The organism is Actinokineospora guangxiensis (assembly GCF_042657845.1).
Lineage (GTDB): Bacteria > Actinomycetota > Actinomycetes > Mycobacteriales > Pseudonocardiaceae > Actinokineospora > Actinokineospora guangxiensis.
The window spans coordinates 144,739-163,229 of the sequence record NZ_JBHSKF010000005.1; the positions used below are offsets into that span (position 1 = coordinate 144,739).

21 protein-coding genes are annotated in these 18,491 nt (G+C 72.5%); 16 read left to right on the forward strand and 5 right to left on the reverse strand.

Annotated features, from left to right (window positions below; all coding sequences use genetic code 11):
• Positions 1-129 precede the first annotated feature (129 nt).
• A complete protein-coding gene (locus ACFPM7_RS13080; RefSeq protein ID WP_378247990.1) occupies positions 130-1,488 on the reverse strand; it encodes a cation:dicarboxylate symporter family transporter in 1,359 nt (452 codons plus the stop codon).
• Positions 1,489-1,625: 137 nt separating this feature from the next.
• Between ACFPM7_RS13080 and ACFPM7_RS13085 the strand changes: the two genes are divergently transcribed.
• Positions 1,626-3,239 carry an ATP-binding protein gene (locus tag ACFPM7_RS13085; RefSeq protein WP_378247499.1) on the forward strand — a complete coding sequence of 538 codons (1,614 nt, stop codon included), beginning with the start codon at positions 1,626-1,628 and terminating at the stop codon, positions 3,237-3,239.
• Positions 3,236-3,913 carry a response regulator gene (locus ACFPM7_RS13090; protein WP_378247501.1) on the forward strand — a complete coding sequence of 226 codons (678 nt, stop codon included), beginning with the start codon at positions 3,236-3,238 and terminating at the stop codon, positions 3,911-3,913. The genes ACFPM7_RS13085 and ACFPM7_RS13090 overlap by 4 nt, the downstream gene beginning before the upstream one ends.
• On the opposite strand, the gene ACFPM7_RS13095 is transcribed toward ACFPM7_RS13090, so the two are convergent.
• Positions 3,894-4,256: a DUF1844 domain-containing protein gene (locus tag ACFPM7_RS13095; protein ID WP_378247503.1), complete on the reverse strand. Its 363-nt coding sequence runs from the start codon at positions 4,254-4,256 to the stop codon at positions 3,894-3,896. The two genes, ACFPM7_RS13090 and ACFPM7_RS13095, sit on opposite strands and share 20 nt — an antisense overlap.
• Before the next feature lie 172 nt (positions 4,257-4,428).
• On the opposite strand from ACFPM7_RS13095, the gene infC reads away from it, so the two are divergent.
• The 7 genes from infC (at position 4,429) to ACFPM7_RS13130 (ending at position 11,038) form a co-directional block, all read left to right on the forward strand.
• Complete coding sequence (gene infC / locus ACFPM7_RS13100; protein ID WP_378247992.1) at positions 4,429-5,121, forward strand: translation initiation factor IF-3; 693 nt, start codon at positions 4,429-4,431, stop codon at positions 5,119-5,121.
• Positions 5,122-5,206: 85 nt separating this feature from the next.
• Complete coding sequence (gene rpmI / locus ACFPM7_RS13105; RefSeq protein ID WP_378247505.1) at positions 5,207-5,401, forward strand: 50S ribosomal protein L35; 195 nt, start codon at positions 5,207-5,209, stop codon at positions 5,399-5,401.
• Positions 5,402-5,466: 65 nt separating this feature from the next.
• The gene (gene rplT, locus ACFPM7_RS13110; RefSeq protein ID WP_378247507.1) at positions 5,467-5,844 is read left to right on the forward strand and encodes a 50S ribosomal protein L20; all 378 of its coding nucleotides are present in this window, start codon (positions 5,467-5,469) and stop codon (positions 5,842-5,844) included.
• A gap of 23 nt (positions 5,845-5,867) precedes the next feature.
• Entirely contained in the window at positions 5,868-6,668 is an 801-nt protein-coding gene (locus ACFPM7_RS13115; protein ID WP_378247509.1) for a TrmH family RNA methyltransferase, read from the forward strand.
• Positions 6,669-6,772: 104 nt separating this feature from the next.
• A complete protein-coding gene (gene pheS / locus ACFPM7_RS13120) occupies positions 6,773-7,840 on the forward strand; it encodes a phenylalanine--tRNA ligase subunit alpha (protein ID WP_378247511.1) in 1,068 nt (355 codons plus the stop codon).
• The gene (gene pheT, locus ACFPM7_RS13125; protein WP_378247513.1) at positions 7,841-10,381 is read left to right on the forward strand and encodes a phenylalanine--tRNA ligase subunit beta; all 2,541 of its coding nucleotides are present in this window, start codon (positions 7,841-7,843) and stop codon (positions 10,379-10,381) included.
• Between the two features lie 117 nt (positions 10,382-10,498).
• The gene (locus ACFPM7_RS13130; RefSeq protein ID WP_378247515.1) at positions 10,499-11,038 is read left to right on the forward strand and encodes a hypothetical protein; all 540 of its coding nucleotides are present in this window, start codon (positions 10,499-10,501) and stop codon (positions 11,036-11,038) included.
• Here ACFPM7_RS13130 and ACFPM7_RS13135 read toward each other — a convergent pair.
• From ACFPM7_RS13135 to ACFPM7_RS13145, 3 genes are read right to left on the reverse strand one after another with little or no spacing between them, the layout of a single operon-like run.
• On the reverse strand, positions 11,025-11,699 hold the full coding sequence (locus ACFPM7_RS13135; protein WP_378247517.1) for a DNA alkylation repair protein: 675 nt from the start codon (positions 11,697-11,699) through the stop codon (positions 11,025-11,027). The two genes, ACFPM7_RS13130 and ACFPM7_RS13135, sit on opposite strands and share 14 nt — an antisense overlap.
• Entirely contained in the window at positions 11,696-12,124 is a 429-nt protein-coding gene (locus ACFPM7_RS13140; protein ID WP_378247519.1) for an NUDIX hydrolase, read from the reverse strand. Before ACFPM7_RS13140 ends, ACFPM7_RS13135 begins: the two co-directional genes overlap by 4 nt.
• Positions 12,121-12,768, reverse strand: coding sequence for an MOSC domain-containing protein (locus ACFPM7_RS13145; RefSeq protein ID WP_378247521.1), 648 nt, complete (start codon positions 12,766-12,768; stop codon positions 12,121-12,123). The genes ACFPM7_RS13140 and ACFPM7_RS13145 overlap by 4 nt, the downstream gene beginning before the upstream one ends.
• A gap of 104 nt (positions 12,769-12,872) precedes the next feature.
• Here ACFPM7_RS13145 and rpe point away from each other — a divergent pair, with 104 nt between their 5' ends.
• The 7 genes from rpe to ACFPM7_RS13180 all read left to right on the forward strand — a co-directional run bounded on the left by rpe (position 12,873) and on the right by ACFPM7_RS13180 (position 18,469).
• Positions 12,873-13,544, forward strand: a complete 672-nt coding sequence (rpe, locus tag ACFPM7_RS13150; RefSeq protein WP_378247523.1) for a ribulose-phosphate 3-epimerase — start codon at positions 12,873-12,875, stop codon at positions 13,542-13,544.
• Between the two features lie 567 nt (positions 13,545-14,111).
• A complete protein-coding gene (gene ribD, locus ACFPM7_RS13155) occupies positions 14,112-15,107 on the forward strand; it encodes a bifunctional diaminohydroxyphosphoribosylaminopyrimidine deaminase/5-amino-6-(5-phosphoribosylamino)uracil reductase RibD (RefSeq protein WP_378247994.1) in 996 nt (331 codons plus the stop codon).
• A 12-nt stretch (positions 15,108-15,119) separates the two neighbouring features.
• Positions 15,120-15,743 carry a riboflavin synthase gene (locus ACFPM7_RS13160; protein WP_378247525.1) on the forward strand — a complete coding sequence of 208 codons (624 nt, stop codon included), beginning with the start codon at positions 15,120-15,122 and terminating at the stop codon, positions 15,741-15,743.
• On the forward strand, positions 15,736-16,983 hold the full coding sequence (locus tag ACFPM7_RS13165) for a bifunctional 3,4-dihydroxy-2-butanone-4-phosphate synthase/GTP cyclohydrolase II (protein ID WP_378247527.1): 1,248 nt from the start codon (positions 15,736-15,738) through the stop codon (positions 16,981-16,983). Before ACFPM7_RS13160 ends, ACFPM7_RS13165 begins: the two co-directional genes overlap by 8 nt.
• Positions 16,980-17,477: a 6,7-dimethyl-8-ribityllumazine synthase gene (gene ribH / locus ACFPM7_RS13170; protein WP_378247529.1), complete on the forward strand. Its 498-nt coding sequence runs from the start codon at positions 16,980-16,982 to the stop codon at positions 17,475-17,477. The genes ACFPM7_RS13165 and ribH overlap by 4 nt, the downstream gene beginning before the upstream one ends.
• A complete protein-coding gene (locus ACFPM7_RS13175) occupies positions 17,474-17,902 on the forward strand; it encodes a PH domain-containing protein (protein ID WP_378247531.1) in 429 nt (142 codons plus the stop codon). The genes ribH and ACFPM7_RS13175 overlap by 4 nt, the downstream gene beginning before the upstream one ends.
• Before the next feature lie 93 nt (positions 17,903-17,995).
• On the forward strand, positions 17,996-18,469 hold the full coding sequence (locus ACFPM7_RS13180) for a Rieske (2Fe-2S) protein (protein WP_378247533.1): 474 nt from the start codon (positions 17,996-17,998) through the stop codon (positions 18,467-18,469).
• The last annotated feature ends 22 nt before the right edge of the window (positions 18,470-18,491 follow it).

The following is an 18,491-nucleotide window of genomic DNA, read 5'->3' on the forward strand; positions in this document are numbered from 1 at the left end:
AGCCGCCCACACACACACACACACACCGCTGAACCCTCGCCGACCTCCGAACGACCGAACCGCCCGTCGGGCCCGGGGGCATCGGGCGGCGGGCGGTTCGATCAGTGCAACGACTCAGCGCCGCGGAGGCTACGCCTTCCCAGCAGGCGCGAGTTCCTTCCTCGGTTCAGGAGCATCGGCCGGAGCACCATGGTCATCAGTCATCGTCGTCTCATCGAACGGTGACTCCCCGGTAAGAACAGCCTGGGCCTGATCCCGGTCAAACTCCTTGGTCCACGTCCCCACGAGCACGGTAGCCACCGCGTTCCCAGCGAAGTTCGTCAGCGCCCGAGCCTCGGACATGAACCGGTCAATCCCCACGATCAACCCGACCCCGTCCACCAGATCCGGCCGATGCGACTGCAACCCACCGGCCAGTGTCGCCAGCCCGGCCCCGGTGACCCCAGCGGCGCCCTTCGACGCGATCACCATGAACACCAGCAGCGAGACCTGCTCCCCGGCCGACAGCGGAGCCCCCGTCGCGTTGGCCACGAACAGCGTCGCCATGGTCAGGTAGATCGCCGTCCCGTCAAGGTTGAACGAGTACCCCGTAGGCACCGTGATCCCCACGACCGGCCTGCTGACCCCCAGATGCTCCATCTTCGCGATCAGCCGCGGCAGCGCCACCTCCGACGACGACGTCGACACGATCAGCAGGAACTCCCGGCCCAGGTACTTCAGCAGCGAGAACAGGTTGATCCGGGCGACCAGCCACAGCAGCGCCCCCAGGATCACGACCACGAACACCAGGCACGTCGCGTAGAAGCCGAGCATGATCACCGCGAGGCTCTTGATCGCGTCCACGCCGGTCTCGCCGACCACAGCCGCGATGGCGCCGAACGCGCCGATCGGGGCCACCCACATGATCATCGACAGGATGCGGAAGACCAGCTTCTGCAGGTGCCCGATGCCGCGCAGGATCGGCTCGCCGGTGCGGCCCATGCGCTGCAGGGCGAAGCCGACCAGCAGCGCCACCAGCAGGGTCTGCAGGACCTGGCCCTCGGTCAGCGAGGACAGCAGCGACGTCGGGATGATCCCGAGGATGAACTCCGTCGTCGTCTGCGACTCCTTGACCTGCGACGCGCCGCTCTCGGCGACCTCGGGGGTCAGCTGCAGGCCGTCGCCGGGGTGCAGGAGGTTGCCGACGAGCAGGCCGATGACCAGCGCGACGGTCGACATGACGATGAAGTAGCCGAGCGCGAGCCCGCCGACCCTGCCGACGCTGGCCGCCTTGGCCACCGAGCCGATGCCCAGCACGATCGTGCAGAAGATGATCGGGCTGATCATCATCTTGATCAGGTCCACGAAGCCCGTGCCGATCGGCTTGAGCTCCTTGGCGAACTCGGGCGCGACGAGGCCGACGGTGATGCCCACCGCCACGGCGGCGATGACGGCTATGTACAACCAGTGCGTTCGGTCGCGGCGTTGGGCTGACACTTCTGCCTCCAGGGACTTCGGGTTGAGCAGACCTTCGCCCCTCTTGTGTCCCCCGTCACGATTGCGTTCATTGCGTTCACGAAACCCGGGGTTCACAAATCACTGCTCCGGAGCGCCGGATCCGCCGCCGCCGGTCCACACTGACCGGCATGACCCAGCGCAAGCCGTGGAGCCTCGCCCGCCAGCTGCTCCTGCTCCAGGGCGTCATCGTGGCGCTGATCGTGGCCGGGGGAGCGGCGCTGGCCTGGGTCGACGTCACCGAGCGCGCCGAGGACGCCAGTGCGACGACGGTGACCGCGCTGGCCAGGACCATCGCCGACGCGCCGATGGTGGTCGAGGCGCTCGCGGGCGAGGACCCCAGCCGCGTCCTGCAGCCCTACACCGAGCAGGTCCTGCTCGACACCGGGATCGACTTCATCACGATCATGGCCCCGGACGGGACGCGCTTCACCCACCCGAACCCGGAGAACATCGGCCTGCGCTTCCTCGGCAACACCGCCGAGGCGCTGGCCGGGCGCGCGTTCACCGAGACCTACACCGGCACGCTCGGCCCGTCGGTGCGCGCGGTCGTGCCGGTGTTCGACGGGCAGCGCCGGGTGGTCGGGCTGGTGTCGGCGGGCATCACGCTGGAGGCGATCAGCGCGACCGTCGGCGACCGGGTCATCGGGCTGGTCGCCGTCGCGCTGGGGGCGCTGGTGGTCGGGGCGGTCGGGGCATACCTGGTCAGCCGCAGGCTGCGCAGGCAGACCGGCGGCCTGGCCCCCGCCGAGCTGGGCCGCATGATCGGCTACCACGAGTCGATCCTGCACGCGGTGCGCGAGGGCCTGGTGCTGGTCGACCGGGACAACCGCGTCACCCTCTGCAACGACGGCGTCCGCGCGCTCCTGGACCTGCCCGCCGACGCCGACGGCAGGCGCGTTGACGACCTCGGCCTGCCGCCCGCCCTGGTGAAACGCCTGGTAGACGGCGTCGAGATGCACGATGAGCTGCACCTGACCAGCACCCGCGTGCTGGTCGTCAACTCCTCGACCGTCCGGGTGGACGACCGCCCGCTCGGCACCGTCGTCACGATCCGCGACCGCACCGACCTGCAGGCCCTGACCGGCGAGCTGGACACCGTGCGCGGGTTCACCGACTCCCTGCGCGCCCAGGCCCACGAGGCCGCGAACCGCCTGCACACCGTGGTCTCGCTGGTCGAGCTGGGCCGCACCGCCGAGGCCGTCGAGTTCGCCACCGGCGAGCTGGAGCTGGCCCAGCGGCTGACCGACCAGGTCGTCGGCGCGGTGTCCGAGCCGATCCTGGCCGCGCTGCTGCTCGGCAAGGCCGCCGACGCCGCCGAGCGCGGGGTGGAGCTGGTGGTGGAGGCCGACTCGGCGATCGCGCTCGGCGACGACGGCCCGGTGACCGCCCGCGACCTGGTGACCATCCTCGGCAACCTCATCGACAACGCCCTCGACGCGGCCATCGACGCCGCCGCCGAGGGCGCCGCCGCCGCGAAGCCGACGGTGCGCGTGCGCGCCGAGAGCGACGGCGGCGACCTGGTGCTCAGGGTCTCCGACAACGGCCGCGGCCTGCCCCCGGACGCGGTCGACTCCGCGTTCCGGCGCGGCTGGTCGACCAAGGACGACGGGCGCGGGCTCGGGCTGGCGCTGGTCGGCCAGGCGGTCCGGCGCTGCGGCGGGGAGATCGAGGTCGGCGACGGCGGCGGCGACGATGGCGGCGCGGTGTTCACCGTCCGCCTGCCGATGGGGGTGCGCGCGTGATCTCCGTGCTGGTTGTCGAGGACAACACCGTCGCCGCCGAGGCGCACCGCACCTACGTCGAGCGGGTTCCCGGCTTCGCCGTCTCCGGGGTCGTGCACTCCGGGCGCGACGCCCTGCGGTTCCTGGAGGGCGCGCCGGTCGACCTGGTGCTGCTGGACTTCTACCTGCCCGACACCCACGGCCTCGACGTGGTGCGCGCGCTGCGGGCCGCGGGCGGCTCGGCCGACGTCATCGCCGTGACCTCCGCGCGCGACCTCGCCGTGGTGCGCTCGGCGGTGTCGGTGGGCGTCGTGCAGTACCTGCTGAAGCCGTTCACCTTCGCCGCGCTGCGCGACAAGCTGGAGGGCTACGCCCGCTTCCGCAGCAGGCTCGGCGACGGCGCCGCCGTCGGCCAGTCCGAAGTGGACGAGGCGTTCGGGGCGCTGCGCAGCACCGAGGTCTCCGCGCTGCCCAAGGGGATGAGCGCCGAGACGCTGGAGGCGGTCGTGGCCGCGGTGCGCTCGACGGGCGAGCTGTCGGCCGCGGCGGCGGCCGAGGCGATCGGGGTGTCCCGGGTCACCGCGCGGCGCTACCTGGAGTACCTCGCCGACCACGGCCTCGCCGCCCGCCAGCCCCGCTACGGCGCGGTCGGGCGGCCCGAGGTGCTCTACAAGCTCAGTACACCGGGCCGGTGAACTTCTCCCCGGGGCCCTGACCGGGCTCGTCGGGGAAGGCCGACTCCTCGCGGAAGGCCTTCTGCAGCGACTGCAGCCCGTCGCGGATCGGCGCGGCGTGCGGGCCGAGGTACTCCACCGACGCGGTCACCAGGCCGGCCAGCGCGGTGATGAGCCTGCGCGCCTCGTCGAGGTCGCGGTGCGGGCTGCTCGACGGGTCGGCCTCGGACAGCCCGAGCCGCTCGGCGGCGGCCGACATCAGCACGACCGCGGCCCGGCTGATCACCTCGACGCTGGGAATCTCGGCGAGGTCGCGGGCGTTGTCATCGTCGGCGGACCGGTGGGCGTCAGGGGTGTCGTTCACGGTCTGCTACCATTCCACGTGCGACCAGCTCCCGCTCCTGCGGGGGCGGCAAAGTGGAGCCCCCGCTCCCACCCGCGTCACCCCTGGTGTCCGGGTCTCCGCATCAGCTCTCCTCGGCGAGGGCTGCATTCGGTCGGAAGCGGGCCCCGCGCCATCACGGCGACGGGGCTCGATCTGTTGGGGTCCTCGGTGCGGTCGCGCACAGCAGCCGTACGGAGGAGGCCCCATCAGCACGGAGACACGCATCAACGACCGCATCCGCGTGCCGGAGGTCCGACTGGTCGGACCCAACGGCGAACAGGTCGGGATCGTGCGCATCGAAGACGCGCTCCGCCTGGCGCAGGAAGCGGACCTTGATCTCGTCGAGGTCGCGCCCCAGGCTCGCCCGCCGGTCTGCAAGCTCATGGACTTCGGGAAGTTCAAGTACGAGAGCGCGCAGAAGGCCCGCGAGTCCCGCAGGAACCAGGTGCTCACGGTCATCAAGGAGCAGAAGCTCCGGCCGAAGATCGATTCCCACGACTACGAGACCAAGAAGCGCAACGTCGTTCGCTTCCTCGAAGGCGGGAACAAGGTCAAGGTGACCATCATGTTCCGCGGTCGCGAGCAGTCCCGCCCCGAGTTGGGCTTCCGACTGCTCCAGCGCCTCGCCGAGGACGTGCGCGAGCTCGGCTTCGTGGAGTCGTCGGCCAAGCAGGACGGCCGCAACATGATCATGGTGCTGGCCCCGCACAAGAACATCAAGCCCAAGCCCAAGGGCCCGGCGGGCAAGCGCGACAGCGACTCCGACGTCGACGACGCGCAGACCGCGGAGACCGGCCCGGTCGCCGAGGACACCCCGGTGGCCAACAGCACCACGGCGGAGTGACGCCGGGAACACTCCCGGCGGGACCCACCCCGATGGCCGCCCGCACCCCACCCGGGGCGCGGGCGGCGAGAACCGAGGATCGAACATGCCCAAGATGAAGACGCACTCCGGCACCAGCAAGCGGGTTCGGGTCACCGGCAGCGGCAAGCTGCGCAGGCAGAAGGCGGGCACCCGCCACCTGCTGGAGAAGAAGTCGAGCAAGCTCACCCGCCGTCTCGCGGGCACCGAGGAGATCGCCAAGAACGACGTCTCCCGCGTCAAGCGCCTGCTCGGTCGCTGATCCCCCCACTCGCACATGCCCACCGGGCGGACATCCCCGCCCACTAGATCGACAGGACAACCACCGTGGCACGCGTGAAGCGGGCGGTCAACGCCCAGAAGAAGCGCCGCACCACCCTGGAGCTGGCCAGCGGCTACCGCGGCCAGCGCTCCCGGCTGTACCGCAAGGCCAAGGAGCAGGTGCTCCACTCGCTCAACTACGCCTACCGCGACCGCCGCGCGCGCAAGGGTGACTTCCGGAAGCTGTGGATCCAGCGGATCAACGCCGCCGCCCGCCTCAACGGCATCACCTACAACCGGTTCATCCAGGGCCTGAACGTCGCCGGTGTCGAGGTGGACCGCAAGATCCTCGCCGAGCTCGCCGTCAGCGACCCGGCCGCGTTCACCGCGCTCGCCGAGATCGCGAAGGCCAACGCCGACGCGCAGGGCAAGGCCGCTTCCTGAGCAGCACAGCGCAGCGACCCGGGGTGTGCACAGAGCGCACGCCCCGGGTCGCCGCCGCTCGGGCGCTGACGCGCAGGGCGGGCCGGGAGAAGGCCGGGCGCTTCCTCGCCGAGGGAGCCCAGGCCGTCCGCGAGGCGCTGGCCCACGGACGCGTGCACGACGTGTTCGCCACCGCGGCGGCCGCCGAGCGCCACCCCGACCTGCTCGCCACCGCCTCGGCGGCCGGGGTGCGGGTGTCGGAAGTCACCGACAAAGCCGCCGACGGCCTCTCCGAGACGGTGTCGCCGCAAGGCCTGGTCGCCGTGTGCGACCTGCTCGACGTGCCGCTGGAGACCGCGCTCGCGGGCAGCCCCGCGCTGGTCGCGGTGCTCGTCGGCATCGCCGACCCCGGCAACGCGGGCACCGTCACCCGGGTCGCCGACGCGGCCGGGGCCGACGCGGTCGTGTTCGCGGGCGACACCGTCGACCCGCACAACGGCAAGTGCGTGCGCGCCTCCACCGGGAGCGTCTTCCACCTGCCCGTCGCGCGCACCCGCGACGTCGCCGCCGCGCTCGCCGCCTGCCGCGCCGCCGGGCTCTCCCCGGTGGCCGCGCACGGCTACGCCGACGCCGACATCCACAGCTCCGCCCGACACGGGGGCGACCTGCGCCGACCCACCGCCTGGGTGTTCGGCAACGAGGCCCACGGCCTGGACGAGGCCACCATCGCCGCGTGCGACACCGCGCTGCGCATCCCGATCTACGGCGCGGCGGAGAGCCTCAACCTCGGCACCGCCGCCGCGCTGTGCCTGTACGAATCCGCGCGCGCCCGCGCCATGGAGTAACTCGCTGCGGCCGCGCGGGCCCGATCACCTAGGATCGGGCTGCTCACCCGGCGCTCGGGTGTCGCACGGCCACCAAGTGGACTACCGGGAGCTGTCTGCAAACCATGTCCGGAGCCAACGACCCGTACGACCCGAAGGAGGTCGCGGCGCTCGCGCCGGAGACCCTCCAGTCCGCCGTCGAGAAGGCGCGCGCGGAATTCGCCGCCGCCGCCGACCTCGACGCGCTGGCCTCGGTCAAGCCCGCCCACCTCGGCGACCGGTCGCCGCTGCTGCTGGCCCGCCGCGAGATCGGCGCGCTGCCGCCGAAGGCGCGCTCGGAGGCGGGCAAGCGGGTCAACGAGGCGCAGAGCGCCATCAAGGCCGCCTTCGACGAGCGCCGCGCGGTCCTGGCCGCCGAGCGCGACGAGCGCGTCCTGCGCGACGAGGGCGTCGACGTCACCCTCCCGTGGGACCGCGTCCCGCGCGGCGCCCGGCACCCGATCACCACTGTCTCCGAGCGCATCGCGGACGTGTTCGTGGGCATGGGCTACGAGGTCGCCGAGGGCCCGGAGCTGGAGGGGGAGTGGTTCAACTTCGACGCCCTCAACTTCAAGAAGGACCACCCGGCGCGGTCCATGCAGGACACCTTCTACGTCGCGCCCGAGGGCAGCGGCCTGGTCCTGCGCACCCACACCTCGCCGGTGCAGATCCGCTCGCTGCTCGACCGCGAGCTGCCCGTCTACGTCGTGTGCCCGGGGCGGACGTACCGCACCGACGAACTCGACGCCACCCACACCCCGGTGTTCGCCCAGGTCGAGGGCCTCGCTGTCGACAAGGGCCTGACGATGGCCCACCTCAAGGGCACGCTCGACGCCTTCGCCAAGGCCATGTTCGGCGAGGAGTCGCGGGTGCGGCTGCGCCCGTCGTTCTTCCCCTTCACCGAGCCGTCGGCCGAGCTGGACGTGTGGTTCCCGGAGAAGAAGGGCGGCGCGGGCTGGGTCGAGTGGGGCGGCTGCGGCATGGTCCACCCCAACGTCCTGCGCGCCTGCGGCGTCGACCCGGACGTCTACTCCGGCTTCGCCTTCGGCATGGGCATCGAGCGGACTCTGCAGTTCCGCAACGGCATCCCGGACATGCGCGACATGGTCGAGGGCGACGTCCGGTTCACCCTTCCCTTCGGCGTGGAGGCGTAGTTGAGGCTCCCGGTGAGCTGGCTGACCCAGCAGCTCGAACTCGACGATGACACCAAGGACCTCAGCCCCGAGCAGGTCGCCGAGGCGTTCACCCGCATCGGCATCGAGGTCGAGGAACTGCGCCCGCTCGGTCCGGTGACCGGGCCGCTCGTGGTCGGCCGCGTGGCCGAGATCGAGGAGCTGACGGAGTTCAAGAAGCCCATCCGCTTCTGCACCGTCGAGATCGGCGACCCGCTGATCACCGACCCGCTGGACGACGACCCCGACCCGGTCGACCCGCACGCGCCCGCGACCACGCAGGTCATCTGCGGCGCGCGGAACTTCGCCGAGGGCGACCTGGTCGTGGTGGCGCTGCCCGGCGCGGTGCTGCCCGGCGGGTTCGCCATCGGCCAGCGCAAGACCTACGGGCGCGTCTCCAAGGGCATGATCTGCTCGCTGTCGGAGCTGGGCATCGGCGACGACCACAGCGGCATCCTCGTGCTGCCCAGCGGCGAGGCCGACCCCGGCGACGACGCCGTGGAGCTGCTCGGGCTCACCGACACCGTCATCGAGCTGGCGCCGACCCCGGACATGGGGCACTGCTTCTCGGTGCGCGGCCTGGCCCGCGAGCTGGCGTGCGCGCTGGACCTGCGCGTCATCGACCCGGCCGCCGTCGAGGTGCCGGTGGCCGAGGGCGACGTGGTGCCGGTGTCGATCGAGGACCCGGACGGCTGCTCGCGCTTCGTGCTGCGCCGCGTCACCGGCATCGACCCGACCGCGCCGACGCCGTGGTTCATCCGCGGCAGGCTCGCGCTGGCGGGCATCCGGTCGATCTCGCTGGCCGTCGACGTGACGAACTACGTCATGCTGGAGACCGGCCAGCCGATGCACGCCTTCGACACCGCGAAGGTCAGCGGCGGCTTCACCATCCGGCGCGCGGCGGCGGGGGAGAAGCTGGTCACCCTGGACGACGTGACCCGCACGCTCGACCCCGACGACATCGTCGTGTGCGACGAGTCCGGCCCGATCTCCCTGGCGGGGGTGATGGGCGGCGCCTCGACGGAGATCACCCCGGAGAGCACCGACATCCTGCTGGAGGCCGCGGTCTGGGACCCGGCGTCGATCGCGCGCGCGGTCCGCAGGCACAAGCTGCCCAGCGAGGCGTCCAAGCGCTTCGAGCGGGTCGTGGACCCGGCGCTGCCGCCGTCGGCGCTGGAGCGCGCGGCGCGGCTGCTGCGCCAGAACGGCGAGGGCCGCGTCCTGCCCGGCCGCACGGACGAGGGCGCGCCCGCGATGCCCGCGCCGGTCGTCATGGCCATGGACCTGCCCGACCGCGTGGCGGGCATCCGCTACGCGCGCGGCGTCACGGTGGCCAGGCTCCAGCAGGTCGGCTGCACCGTCGAGGTCGGCACGGACGCCGACGGCACCCCGATCGTGACGGCCCACCCGCCGTCCTGGCGCGCGGACCTGCAGCAGCCCGCCGACCTGGTGGAGGAGGTCCTGCGCCTGCAGGGCTACGACACCATCCCGACCGAGCTGCCCAGCGCCCCGCCCGGCCGCGGCCTGACCGCGTCCCAGCGCCGCAAGCGCGCCGTCGGCCGCGCCCTGGCCGAGCACGGCTACGTCGAGGTCCTGCCCTTCCCGTTCGTCGACCCGTCGGTGTTCGACGCCTTCGGCCTGCCCGCCGATGACTCCCGCAGGCGGACGCTGTCGGTCATGAACCCGCTGGAGGCCGACCGCCACGCCCTGGCGACGACCCTGCTGCCGGGGCTGCTGGACGCGGTCGTCCGCAACGTCTCCCGAGGCGCGCGCGACCTCTCGCTGTTCCACATCGGACAGGTCGTCCTGCCCCGGCACGCGTCGGCCCCGATGCCCGAGGTGGGGGTCGCGGGGCGGCCGTCGGAGGAGGAACTGATCAGCCTGGGCTCGGCTCTGCCGAACCAGCCGGTCCACGTCGCCGCCGTCCTCGCGGGCAACCGCACCCGGCCGGGCTGGTGGGGCGCGGGCGAAGCGGCAGGCTGGGCCGACGCGGTCCAGGCCGCGCGCACGGTGGCCGAGGCGGCGGGCGTCGAGCTGACCGTCCACGCCTCCGACCTGCTGCCCTGGCACCCCGGCCGCTGCGCGGAGCTGCGCGTCGGCGGGTTCCCGGTCGGGCACGCGGGCGAGCTTCACCCGAAGGTGGTCGAGGCGCTGGGGCTGCCCGCGCGGACCTGCGCGATGGAGCTGGACCTGGACGCGCTGCCGCTGGTGGAGCGTCGGCCGGTTCCCCGCGTGTCGCCGTACCCGCCGGTGCTGCTGGACGTGGCACTGGTGGTCGGCGCGGACGTCCCGGCCGCCGAGGTCGCCGGTGCGCTGCGCGCCGGCGGCGGCGAGCTGCTGGAGGACGTCTCGCTGTTCGACGTGTACTCCGGCGAGCAGGTCGGCGAGGGCAAGCGCTCCCTGGCCTACGCCTTGCGCTTCCGCGCCGAGGACCGCACGCTGACCGTCGAGGAGGCCACCGCCGCCCGCGACACCGCGGTCGCGGTCGCCACCGAGCGCTTCGGCGCGGTACTGCGGGGATAGTCGGAACACCCGGACGAGGGCCCTCCTGGGGCCCTCGTCCGGCTGTCGGATGGGGGTCCGATGAGGTTGGCCAGGCTTGCGGGCACGGTCGCGGTCATTGTGTGGGCGGTCGTGCTGATGACTCTGCTCATGCCGCCGCACCCGGGATCCGACGCGGCGATCGACGGTCTGACCGGCGGCTATGTGGTCACCGACAGCCTGTCCGCCTTCAGCGAATTCACCGAGCAGGAGTACATTCTCCCGATCTCGAATCCGTTCGTCGCCGTCGCGGCCGCGGCGGCTGTCGCACTGGGACTCCACGTGGCGACCCGGCACGCGCGGTCTGGTCCTCGTGAGGTGCTCGCCCTCAGCGCGGGCATCGGTGTCGGCGCTGTCGTGCCCTCGGTGTGGCAGAGCGGTGCGCCGCTGTTCGATTGCGTCCCCGACTGGCAGGCGGCGGCCCTGTTGGTGGCGTTCTCCGCCTTCGGGGCCGCGAGCCGCTACGCCCTCGCGTCGCGGTGGTGGGCGGCCGTGGTGTTCGTGCCTGCTCTGCTCGGCCTGATCCGCTTCGGCGTCGAGTGTCCGACGGGGCTCGGCGTGGTGGCGGCCGGTCCGGTCCTGGGGCTGGTGGCCACCGGGGTCCTGGCGGGCAGGGCCGTCCGGCCTACAGGTGCTTGAGCGCTTCCCGGCGCGACAGCGGGGACAGCTCGCGGGCGGCGACGAACGCGCGGACCCAGTCCGGGTCGACGCGGGCGTGCTGGCGCAGGGCCCAGCCGATCGCCTTGCGCAGGAAGAAGTCCGGGTCGGCGGCGTTGGTGTCGATGGCGTGGGTGAGCAGGTCCAGGTCGGTGTCGGACTTGTGGTGCAGCTGGCAGAGCACCGAGGTCCTGCGCTTCCAGCGGTCGGGGTCGGCCGCCCAGGCGCGCATGGTCGGGGTCAGCTCGGCGCGGTGGTCGACCATGAGGTCGTTGACGCGGCGGGTGGCGATCTCGTCGACGAAGTCCCACCAGGCGCCGGTGACGATGAACTCCTCGTACAGCGGCAGCAGGTCCGGGGCCTGCCAGCGGGCGTAGCGGCGCTCGCCGATGAGGTCGAGGGCGAGGTAGCGCTCCTCGCGGTGGGTCGCGTCCCGCCACAGCTCGGCGGCGGTGGCGACCCACGGGTCGCGCTCGGTGAAGACGTGCGCCTTGAACAGGGCTTTGGCCAGGACGGCGCGCTGGGGCTTCGGGACGCCGAGCATCGGCATCTCCGACTTCATGTAGCGGCGCATCTCCTCGGCGCGCACCGGGTCGGCCGCCGCGGCCAGCCCCGCGCGGACGGCGGCGACCAGCTCGCTCACGCGATGCGCCCGGTGCGTGGCGGGGCCTCGGCCATGGCCAGCGCGATGTCGACCAGGGTCGCCCTCGGCAGGGCCGCGACCTCGGCGGGGGAGAACCAGGCGGCGAGGTCGGAGCTGCCGCCGATCTCGCTGGTCAGGGTGCCGCCGGTGATGAGTCCTGAGTAGATGATGCGGACGGCGTGGTGGCGCACCCGCTTCTCCTCCTTGACGAAGCTGTCCACACCGAGCAGCCGATCGACCTCGACGGTGTAGCCGGTTTCCTCGAACACCTCCCGCACCGCGGCGTCGACCGGGTCCTCGCCGTGCTCGATTCCGCCGCCGGGCAGCATCCAGCCGCGGCTGCCGAACACCATCCGGCTCAGCAGGACCTCGTCGCCGCGCCTGCACACCACGTACGCGCCGACCCTGGGCCCGGTCAGCTTCACCGCGCGCCCACCCGCTTGCGCGCCGAGGCGCGGATGTCATCGGGCAGCTCCGCGACGTCGACCAGGCGGGGCAGCAGCTCCGGCTCCAGGGTGACCGCGCGGAAGACCTCGGCGATGGTCACCCCGTGCCCGGGCCGGTGCTCCACGAGCACGCCGTCGCCCGCGGCGATGTGGCCGGGGGTGATCACCCGCAGGTACGCGCCGGGGAGCGCGCGCTCGGTGAAGGTGCGCTGCCACCTGTCGCGCTCCAGCCACACCGCGAACGTGCGGCATGGGATGCGCGGGCACGACACCTCCAGCACCGCCGACCCCACCCGCCACCGCTCGCCGATGACCGCGCCGTTGACGTCGAGGCCCACGGTGGTCAGGTTCTCGCCGAAGACCCCGCCGGGCAGCTCACGGCCCAGCTCGGTCGCCCACCGGTCCAGGTCCTCCCTGGCATAGGCGTAGACGGCCTGGTCGGGACCGCCATGGTTGGCGGTGTCACAGATGGTGTCGCCCCCGACCCCGGACCCGCCGACCCCGGGCGCGAGAACCTCGACCGGCCCGTCGACCGGCCGCTTGTCGATACCGGTCCGACCGTCCTTGGCGTCGATGGGACGCACGGCGGCGACGTTGACAGAAAGCACGCGAGCGTTGTCCACACCCGTAAACCTAGTGGTCCCCGCCAATGCTTTCCGAGACCTGGCTCACCCACGCGGCCCCGCGACCACGCGCGCCCCGCCCACCCTGCCTATGCTGCGGCACCGTGTCGACCGCACCGCTGATCGCCCCCAGCATCCTCTCCGCCGACTTCGCCCGTCTCGCCGACGAGGTAGCCGCCATCCGCGGCGCGGACTGGGTGCACGTGGACGTCATGGACGCCCACTTCGTGCCCAACCTGACCCTCGGCCTGCCGGTCGTGAAGTCCCTGCTCGCAGCGACCGACATCCCGCTGGACTGCCACCTGATGATCGAGAACCCGGACCGGTGGGCGGTCGGCTACGCCGAGGCGGGGGCCTACAACGTGACGGTGCACGCGGAGGCGGTGAAGGACCCGCGCGCGGTGGCCAGGGACCTGCGCGCGGCGGGGGCGAAGGCGGGCCTGTCGCTGAAGCCGGGGACCGCGCTGGACCCGTGGCTGGAGGTCCTGCGGGACTACGACACGCTGCTGATCATGTCGGTGGAACCGGGCTTCGGCGGCCAGAAGTTCATGCCCGAGGTCCTCGACAAGGTGCGCACCGCCCGACGCCTGGTCGACACCGGACACCTGAAGGTCGTCATCGAGATCGACGGCGGCATCAACGACGAGACGATCCACCAGGCCGCCGAAGCCGGAGTCCACTGCTTCGTCGCAGGCTCGGCCGTCTACGACACCGAGGACCCGGCCCAGGCCATAGCCGCCCTCCGCGCCACCGCCACCGAACACCAACCCCACTAGCCCGCCTCCCTACCCCACCCGACTCCCTACCCACCGGGCTCGCTCGCCCCTGTGCTGCCCGGCCCGGCCTGCTCAGGCTCGGCTTGTCCGGTCCGGTCCGGCGTGGTCCGATCTGGTTCGGCCCGGTCCAGCTCGCTCGTCCGTCCGCTCTCTCGCCGCTCGGTTCGGCCAGCCTTCCCTCCTTGGGCTTGGCCGGCTCGGTTCAGGGGTTCGGGCCCTGGTCAGCCCGGCGAACGTTGAGCAGGGCTGCCGGTCTCGGAGACGTCGCCCCCTAGCCAGATCTCGCCTGTCTGCTCACCTATTCGCGTAAGAGACCGGTGGACCGGGGCGAGTTGGGAGCGCGGTGGGTGGGGGCAGGAGGTCGCTCTGGCGAAGGCTGCGGCGGGCCCGGATAGGTGTTTCCGCTGGTGTGAGCGGCAGGTGGGGTGCGGGGTGCTGCCGGAAGTGGGGTCGGTGAAGGCCGGGGATCGGGGTGGCGGAAGTCCGGGCAGGTGCGCAGGTGGGCGGGTGCGGGGCGTCAGGTGGACCTGGAAGACTGGGTTGGTGGAGGACTTGCTGGTCGTCGCTATGCGGGCGGCTTTGGCGCAGGGGGATGGCGTGCATGGGGCCACCAGCCCCAACCCGCCAGTGGGGTGTGCCGTCTTGGACGCGGATGGGCAGCTGGTGGGCCTGGGGGGAACGCAGGTGGCCGGGGGGCCGCACGCGGAGGTCGTGGCGTTGGCGGCCGCGGGGGAGAAGGCCCGGGGCGGAACCGCGGTGGTGACTCTGGAGCCGTGTTCGCACCACGGGCGCACGCCGCCGTGCACCGAGGCGCTGGTGGCCGCTGGGGTGGCGCGGGTCGTCTACGCGGTCGCGGATCCGAATCCGCAGGCCGCCGGGGGTGCGTCCAGACTCGCCGGGGCTGGGGTGGAGGTCCGCGGCGGGCTGCTCGCCGAGGAGGCCGAGCGGGGCGCGCTGCGGGCGTGGCTGCACTGGCAGCGGACCGGTAGGCCGCATGTGACCTGGAAGTACGCCGCCACCCTCGACGGCAGGGTCGCGGCGGCCGATGGGACCAGTCGGTGGATCAGTTCGCCCGAGTCGCGGGCTGAGGTGCACCGCCTGCGCACGCGGATCGACGCGATCGTGGTCGGGCGGGGCACCGTCCTGGCCGACGACCCGGCGCTCACCGCCCGGGACGCGGAAGGGCGCCCGCTCCGCAGGCAGCCGCTGCGCGTCGTCGTCGGCACGGGGGAGTTGCCCAGCGGGGCCAAGGTCCTCGACGGCAGCGCGCCCACCGCGCACCTGCGCACCCGCGACCCGCGTGCGGTCCTCGCCGACCTCGCGGGCCGCGGCGTGGTGGACGTGCTGCTGGAAGGCGGTCCCACGCTGGCGGGCGCGTTCGCCTGCGCTGGGCTCATCGACCGGGTGTTGGCCTACATCGCGCCCTCGCTGTTGGGCGAGGGGGCTGTGGCGTTGGGCGCATCCGGCGTGTCGACCATCACCGGGGCGCACCGGATGGTGGTCGAACAGGTCACCATGAGTGGGCCGGACGTGCGCGTCAGCGCCGTTGCGGTCCGGGACTGAAGGAGGGCACCGGTGTTCACCGGGATCGTGGAGGAGCGCGGCGAGGTGGTCGCGGTGGTCGACCTCGCCGACGCGGCGCGGCTGACCATCCGGGGGCCGCTGGCCACCTCCGACGCGCGGATCGGGGACTCGATCGCGGTCAACGGGGTCTGCCTCACCGTCGTCACCGTCGAAGAGGGCACGTTCACCGCCGACGTCATGCGCGAGACGCTGACCCGCAGCAGCCTCGACAAGGTGGCCGCGGGCGACGCGGTCAACCTGGAGCGTGCCGCCGCGGTGGGCGAGCGCTTCGGCGGGCACATCGTGCAGGGCCACGTCGACGGCACCGGTGAGATCGCCGCGCGCGAGCCCTCCGAGCACTGGGAACTGGTCCGGGTCGGAATGCCGCAACGGCTCGGGCGTTATGTCGTGGAGAAGGGATCGATCACCGTCGACGGGGTCTCGCTGACCGTCGTGGAGGTCGGGCCCGACTGGTTCACCGTCAGCCTGATCCCCGAGACGCTGCGGGCGACGACCCTCGGCACGCGCGGTGTCGGCGACAAGGTCAACCTGGAAGTGGACGTCATCGCCAAGTACGTGGAGAAACTGGCGGCACCGCATCTGCACGCCGCAGCGAAGGAGGTCGCCGGTGAGTGACTTCGATGCCATCGAGCGCGCCGTCGCCGCCGTCGCCGACGGCAAGGCCGTCATCGTCGTCGACGACGAGGACCGCGAGAACGAGGGCGACCTGATCTTCGCCGCCGAGAAGACGACGCCGGAGATGCTGGCCTTCATGGTCCGCTACACCTCCGGCTACGTCTGCGTCGCGCTGACCGAGTCCGACTGCGACCGGCTCAACCTGCCGCCGATGTTCCACACCAACCAGGACGGCCGCGGCACCGCCTACACCGTCACCGTGGACGCCAAGGAGGGCGTGTCGACGGGCATCTCCGCCTCCGACCGCGCCCACACGATCCGCCTGCTCGCCGACGACAAGTCCACCGCCGAGGACTTCACCCGGCCCGGGCACGTGGTGCCGCTGCGCGCCAAGGAGGGCGGCGTGCTGCGCCGCCCCGGGCACACCGAGGCCTCGGTCGACCTGGCCCGCATGGCCGGGCTGCGGCCCGCGGGCGTGCTCTGCGAGATCGTGTCGCAGAAGGACACCGGCGACATGGCCCGGCGCGACGAGCTGGAGGTCTTCGCCGCCGAGCACGAGCTGGAGATCATCACCATCGCCGACCTGATCGCCTACCGCAGGCGCACGGAGAAGCAGGTCGCCAGGGTCGCCGAGGCGCGCATCCCGACCACGCACGGCACCTTCCGCGCGGTCGGCTACGACAGCCTGCTCGACGGCATCGAGCACGTCGCCCTCGTCTACGGCGAGATCGGCGACGGCACCGACCTGCTGGTCCGGGTGCACTCGGAGTGCCTGACCGGCGACGTGTTCGGCTCGCTGCGCTGCGACTGCGGCCCGCAGCTGGACGCGGCGCTGGAGGCGGTGGCCACCGAGGGCCGCGGCATCGTGCTCTACATGCGCGGCCACGAGGGCCGCGGCATCGGCCTCATGCACAAGCTGCAGGCCTACCAGCTCCAGGACAACGGCGCCGACACCGTCGACGCGAACCTCGCCCTCGGCGTGCCCGCCGACGCCCGCGACTACGGCACCGGCGCGCAGATCCTGGTCGACCTCGGCGTCAAGACGATGCGCCTGCTGACCAACAACCCGGCCAAGCGCGTCGGCCTGGACGGCTACGGGCTCACCGTGGTCGACCGCGTCCCGCTCTCGGTGTGGCCCAACCCGGAGAACCTGCACTACCTGCGCACCAAGCGCGACCGCATGGGCCACGACCTGGCCAACCTCGAACACTTCGACACCACCCCGGAGAGCACCCCGTGAGCGGCGAAGGCAGGCCGGCCGCGGTCGTCCCCAACTGCGAGGGCATCCAGCTGGCCATCGCGGCCACCCGCTGGCACGCCACGATCACCGACACCCTGCTGGCCCGCGCGCTGGAGGCCGCCGGGGCCGCGGGTATCGTCGAGCCGACGGTGGTGCGGGTGCCGGGCGCGATCGAGCTGCCGTTGATCTGCCAGGAGCTGGCCCGCCACCACGACGCGGTGGTCGCGCTCGGCGTGGTCATCCGCGGCGGCACTCCGCACTTCGAGTACGTGTGCGACGCGGTGACGGCCGGGCTGACCAGGGTGTCGCTGGACGAGTCGACGCCGGTGGGCAACGGCGTGCTGACGGTGAACGACGAGAAGCAGGCCCTCGACCGGGCCGGGCTGCCAGGGGCAGCGGAGGACAAGGGGTACGAGGCGTGTCTGGCGGCGTTGGAATCCGCGCTGGTGCTGAGGGGTCTTCGGCAGCCGTGGACGGAGCAGGGCTTCCGGTGATCGCCCGGCCCCGCAAGGTCCGGTTCGTCTCCGCGGGGTTCGCGGTGGTGTTCGTCGGGGTGTTCACACTGGTCGCCGTGCTGCTGAAGAACACGCCGACCGGGGTGTTCTTCCAGACCTCCGACCAGATCGCGATGATCGGGATCGGGGTGCTGCTCGCCGTCGGCGCGCTGTGGTTCACCTGGCCGATGGTCAGCGCGGACGCCTCCGGCGTGCTGGTGCGCAACATGCTCGCGGCCAAGTTCGTGCCCTGGTCGGACGTCGTCGCGATCACCTTCCCCGACGGCGCGTCCTACGCGCGCCTGGAACTGCCCGACGACGAGTACCTGGTGCTCATGGCGGTCCAGTCCATCGACGGCGACCGGGCCGTCGCCGCCATCCGTGAGCTGCGGAAACTCCACAGGGCGGCGCAGAGCGCGAGCTGAGAAGTTCCTGAGGTTCTGAACAGCCCGGCGCGCGGTCGCGTACGGGTGAGTGTAAGCCCTAGTGCTGACACCAGGTTCCCAGGAGGCTCCCGCGTGACCGCAGATCCCACCACGACTGCCGACACCACCACCCGTTCCCGCAGGCAGGTCCTGTGCGGCCTGATGGTCGCCCTGATCGCCCCGGGCGCGCTCGCCGCGTGCTCGACGGAGACCCCCGCGCCCGGCGGCACGCCGACGACCACCGGCGGCGGTGGCGGCGGCGCGACCCCGGCGCCCGGCGGCGCGCTGGCCGCCGTCGCCGACATCCCCGACGGCGGCGGTGTGCTCGTCGAGGGCCCGGACACCCAGATCCTGCTGGTCAGGACGGGTGAGGAGGTCAAGGCGTTCAACCCGGCCTGCCCGCACCAGGGCACGATCGTCAACCCGCCCGCCGACGGCGCGATCCTCTGCCCCAACCACGGCAGCACCTTCGACCCGGCCTCCGGCGCGGTGACCCGCGGCCCGGCCACCGCCGGGCTGCAGGAGATCCCGGTGAAGGTCGAGGGCGGCAACGTCACCCTCGCGTGACCCGGCGCGGGCCCGGCGGCGC

Excerpts from the sequence above, each read along its gene's own strand:
- ACFPM7_RS13085 (WP_378247499.1), top strand. The coding sequence starts at position 1,626 with ATGACCCAGCGCAAGCCGTGGAGCCTCGCCCGCCAGCTGCTCCTGCTC.
- rpmI (WP_378247505.1), top strand. The coding sequence starts at position 5,207 with ATGCCCAAGATGAAGACGCACTCCGGCACCAGCAAGCGGGTTCGGGTC.
- pheS (WP_378247511.1), top strand. The coding sequence starts at position 6,773 with ATGTCCGGAGCCAACGACCCGTACGACCCGAAGGAGGTCGCGGCGCTC.
- ACFPM7_RS13130 (WP_378247515.1), top strand. The coding sequence starts at position 10,499 with ATGACTCTGCTCATGCCGCCGCACCCGGGATCCGACGCGGCGATCGAC.
- ribD (WP_378247994.1), top strand. The coding sequence starts at position 14,112 with ATGCGGGCGGCTTTGGCGCAGGGGGATGGCGTGCATGGGGCCACCAGC.